This is a genomic window from Shigella sp. FC1661 (genome assembly GCF_001712525.1).
Lineage (GTDB): Bacteria > Pseudomonadota > Gammaproteobacteria > Enterobacterales > Enterobacteriaceae > Escherichia > Escherichia coli.
The window spans coordinates 1-3,312 of record NZ_MDGW01000214.1; the positions used below are offsets into that span (position 1 = coordinate 1).

Genomic DNA, 3,312 nt, shown 5'->3' on the forward strand with positions numbered 1-3,312 from the left:
TTTTTTAATATATCTCGCTCAAGGCGAGCTTCATTTAACGCCTTACGCAGTTGCAGAATTTCAGATTCCAGTTCAGCCACCGTGCGGGAACCAGGAGTACCGAGCCCTTTTCTGGCGGCGGTAACCCATTGTCCTAAAGTGCCTTCAGGAAGGGATAATCGGGAAGCGCCTTCACTGATCGAAAGTTGATTTTCAAGAACCGTTCTGACAGCTTCGGCTTTGAACTCTTTAGAGTAACGTTGGTTTTTTCTGCTCATTATTAGCTCCTTCTGATGCCATTCTATTTCAGGAAGGAGTGTCCGTTAAACTCAGGCTACCTCAGCGGTTACCCTGGCGACGCGCCTTACGCGTTAACCAGCCTTCTGCTTCCAGCCGTGCGATAGCCGTTCTGACGGTACTCATCCCCGCGCCAATCTGACGGGCAATGGTTTCAATTGATGGCCAGCACACACCTTCGTCATTACTGAAATCAGCCAGGCGGGCCATAATTGCCACGCTGGATAACTTCATGCCTGATGCAGCGCAACCATCCCATACATAGCCGGTTAATTTAGTGCTCATGACCGACCTCTATTTCCCTGAATTTACGACGAAACTGTTCGAGCGGACTGAAGCATTCATGCTCATAACCTCCGCGGAGTAGATAACCCGCTGTGTTTCCGGCTCCCAACGAATGACTCTGACGGGCACTCCGTAGTGATCTTTGAACCAGCGGTTAACTTGTCGCAAAGGACTGTCTCCTTCTGCCGGTTGAAATCACCCACAGCCCACTCTGCAAAGCTGTGGGTTACAATTTCCCTGTCACCTGGTACATTCACTGCATAGCAATATTTCACCTTCGCTTTTCCACCCGGTACAGAAAGCGCAATCAGTTGCGAGCGACGGTAGTGTGTTGTTAAACTGTTCATGCGTTAGTTTCTCCACAACCAGAAGCAATCGACGCCACGACGCCCGGAGCTGCACACTCGCGGGCGTCATTACTTTCTGAAATGCAAAAAATTTTGTAGACAAGTGCTGCATGCTCCTGCAGCTTCGAAATTGAGAGATACAGCTCGTCGTTAATTGCTGTCTTCTCATGCGGTTCCACTACACCGTCTTCGATTGCTGAACGAATCTGTTTTGAATAACTGCCGATCTGTTCAATGACTTCCAGCAGACGCTGGTTAATATCGGCGTTGTCCACATCCTCGATGTCAGGAAGAGACACAAAGACGCCATTTGCAGACTGCGCCACAGCATCAGCAATGAAGTGAGTGCCACCAGCACGCTGTAAAACCATTGCCCATCCCAGCGGGAAAATCTGATCGCCATCTGCACGAAGGTGGTTGAATAAAGCGTTTTCTGTTACATCGAGCCAGTCAGCCGCTTCAGCGTAACCACCCGGCAACTTTGCGATAGTTTTTCTGACAGCTTTCACGTACCACTCAGGCTGTTTTTCTATTTTCCAGTGATGCTTACCCACGATTAGCCTCATCGTTCTGTGGTTAAAAATTGAAAGTGTTCTGCTAATCTTTCGGATAGATATCCGGTCTTAAGTCAGATTTCGTAATTGCACCTGACGTGCATTGCTCAAGTTTTTTAGCCAGCACAAAACTGGCTTTTTTATAGCCATTGAAAACCAGCCGTAAGTAGCCTTGTGTTGAGCCAACTTTTCCGGCCAACTCACCCTGCTGTTCTTTGGTTAAAGAGTCCCAATACGCTTTCATACAATATGTACCTCCAGCGTACATATTACATGATTGAAATGAACCTTCACGATACTTGTACCTTAGCGGTACAAGGGTTTTAATTTCGTTATGAAAACAATCCATGACATCCGGCGGTCTAACGCCAGAAAACTGAGAGATGGTGTTGGCGGGAATTCTTCCTTTGCCACTATGATTGATCGCGAGCCAACCCAGACCAGCAGGTTTATGGGAGATGGTGCTACTAAAAATATCGGTGACAGCATGGCACGACACATTGAAAAATGTTTCGACCTGCCTATCGGATGGCTCGATCAAGAACACCAGACAACGAACATCACAAAAAAACCTGATGTTTCAATCACTAACAAACAAATAACGTTAGTCCCTGTCATATCATGGGTACAGGCCGGAGCATGGAAAGAAGTTGGCTATTCTGAGGTTGATTTGAGCACAGCAGAAACTTATCCCTGCCCTGTACCCTGTGGCGAAATGACTTATATCTTGCGGGTGATTGGTGATTCAATGATTGATGAGTACCGTCCGGGAGACATGATTTTTGTTGATCCTGAAGTCCCTGCTTGCCACGGTGACGACGTTATTGCGTTGATGCACGATACAGGCGAAACCACCTTCAAGCGATTGATAGAAGATGGAACACAGCGTTATCTCAAAGCATTACACCCAAACTGGCCTGAGCCCTACATTAAGATTAACGGTAATTGCTCTATAATTGGCACTGTGATTTTCTCGGGAAAACCAAGAAGATACAAAATAAAGGCCTAATCAATATTTATGAACCTGCTTCGGCAGGTTTTTTTATACTTGACAATGTACCCCATGGACACACAATGTACCAAAACGAAACAACAAACAGGCAGGATGCCCACGAAGTAGCCGCCTGGGGCATATGAAGTCCAAGATGATTCGTTAGCAACAAAACGCCCATAGGACGCTTCGCTCTTTAACAATTTGAATATTTTCAGCGTCAATGATCTGTTTAGCTCCCTACAAGTAAATGTAGCGTAGCACCATGATAAATCCTGCTAGTGTTTAGTTAAAAATCGCGCGAGAGCAAGAACGATGTGAGGGCAGGCAATACTGATAGTGTTATTGCTATTAGTTTATCAAAAATATTTAGACGACCCAGATGAATATTTTTAATACATACTCCCCCTAATTTAACAGGAGTAAATGTTGATGAATAACGAGACATCTATACTCAACAATTGTATGATATGAACAATTATATAACATAATGTAGGAAAAATAAAAATGGATTGGCATGACCTTATATCAAAGGTAATTATCGGACTTGTTACAGGCTCAATCGCAGCTTACTTAACTGCGCGATATGCACTCGGCCGTTATTATAAAGAAAAATGGTGGGACAAAAGAATAGATTTGTAGGTGATGCTGCCAACTTACTGATTTAGTGTATGATGGTGTTTTTGAGGTGCTCCAGTGGCTTCTGTTTCTATCAGCTGTCCCTCCTGTTCAGCTACTGACGGGGTGGTGCGTAACGGCAAAAGCACTGCCGGACATCAGCGCTATCTCTGCTCTCACTGCCGTAAAACATGGCAACTGCAGTTCACTTACACCGCTTCTCAACCCGGTACGCACCAGA

Annotated in this window: 5 protein-coding genes and 2 pseudogenes; 2 read left to right on the forward strand and 5 right to left on the reverse strand. The window is 45.5% G+C overall.

Going from position 1 to position 3,312, the window contains the following annotated elements:
- The 5 genes and pseudogenes from BFF42_RS13095 to BFF42_RS13115 form a co-directional block, all read right to left on the reverse strand.
- On the reverse strand, positions 1-257 hold a 257-nt coding region (locus BFF42_RS13095), incomplete at its 3' end, for a transposase (protein ID WP_069673647.1).
- Between the two features lie 64 nt (positions 258-321).
- Positions 322-561 (reverse strand): annotated as a pseudogene (locus tag BFF42_RS13100) (helix-turn-helix domain-containing protein); the annotation flags it as partial.
- Positions 562-570: 9 nt separating this feature from the next.
- Positions 571-908: pseudogene (ymfM, locus tag BFF42_RS28330) on the reverse strand (cell division inhibitor YmfM).
- On the reverse strand, positions 905-1,462 hold the full coding sequence (gene ymfL / locus BFF42_RS13110; protein WP_039060011.1) for a protein YmfL: 558 nt from the start codon (positions 1,460-1,462) through the stop codon (positions 905-907). The pseudogene ymfM and the gene ymfL overlap by 4 nt, the downstream one beginning before the upstream one ends.
- Before the next feature lie 43 nt (positions 1,463-1,505).
- A complete protein-coding gene (locus BFF42_RS13115; protein WP_000649481.1) occupies positions 1,506-1,706 on the reverse strand; it encodes a helix-turn-helix domain-containing protein in 201 nt (66 codons plus the stop codon).
- Between the two features lie 90 nt (positions 1,707-1,796).
- On the opposite strand from BFF42_RS13115, the gene BFF42_RS13120 reads away from it, so the two are divergent.
- Positions 1,797-2,471 carry a LexA family protein gene (locus tag BFF42_RS13120; protein WP_024258556.1) on the forward strand — a complete coding sequence of 225 codons (675 nt, stop codon included), beginning with the start codon at positions 1,797-1,799 and terminating at the stop codon, positions 2,469-2,471.
- A gap of 678 nt (positions 2,472-3,149) precedes the next feature.
- Positions 3,150-3,312, forward strand: a 163-nt coding sequence (locus BFF42_RS13125; protein ID WP_001396981.1) for an IS1 family transposase, incomplete at its 3' end; no start/stop codon positions are given.

Coding starts and splice junctions, on each gene's coding strand:
- BFF42_RS13120 (WP_024258556.1), top strand. CDS start 1,797: ATGAAAACAATCCATGACATCCGGCGGTCTAACGCCAGAAAACTGAGA.
- BFF42_RS13115 (WP_000649481.1), bottom strand. CDS start 1,706: ATGAAAGCGTATTGGGACTCTTTAACCAAAGAACAGCAGGGTGAGTTG.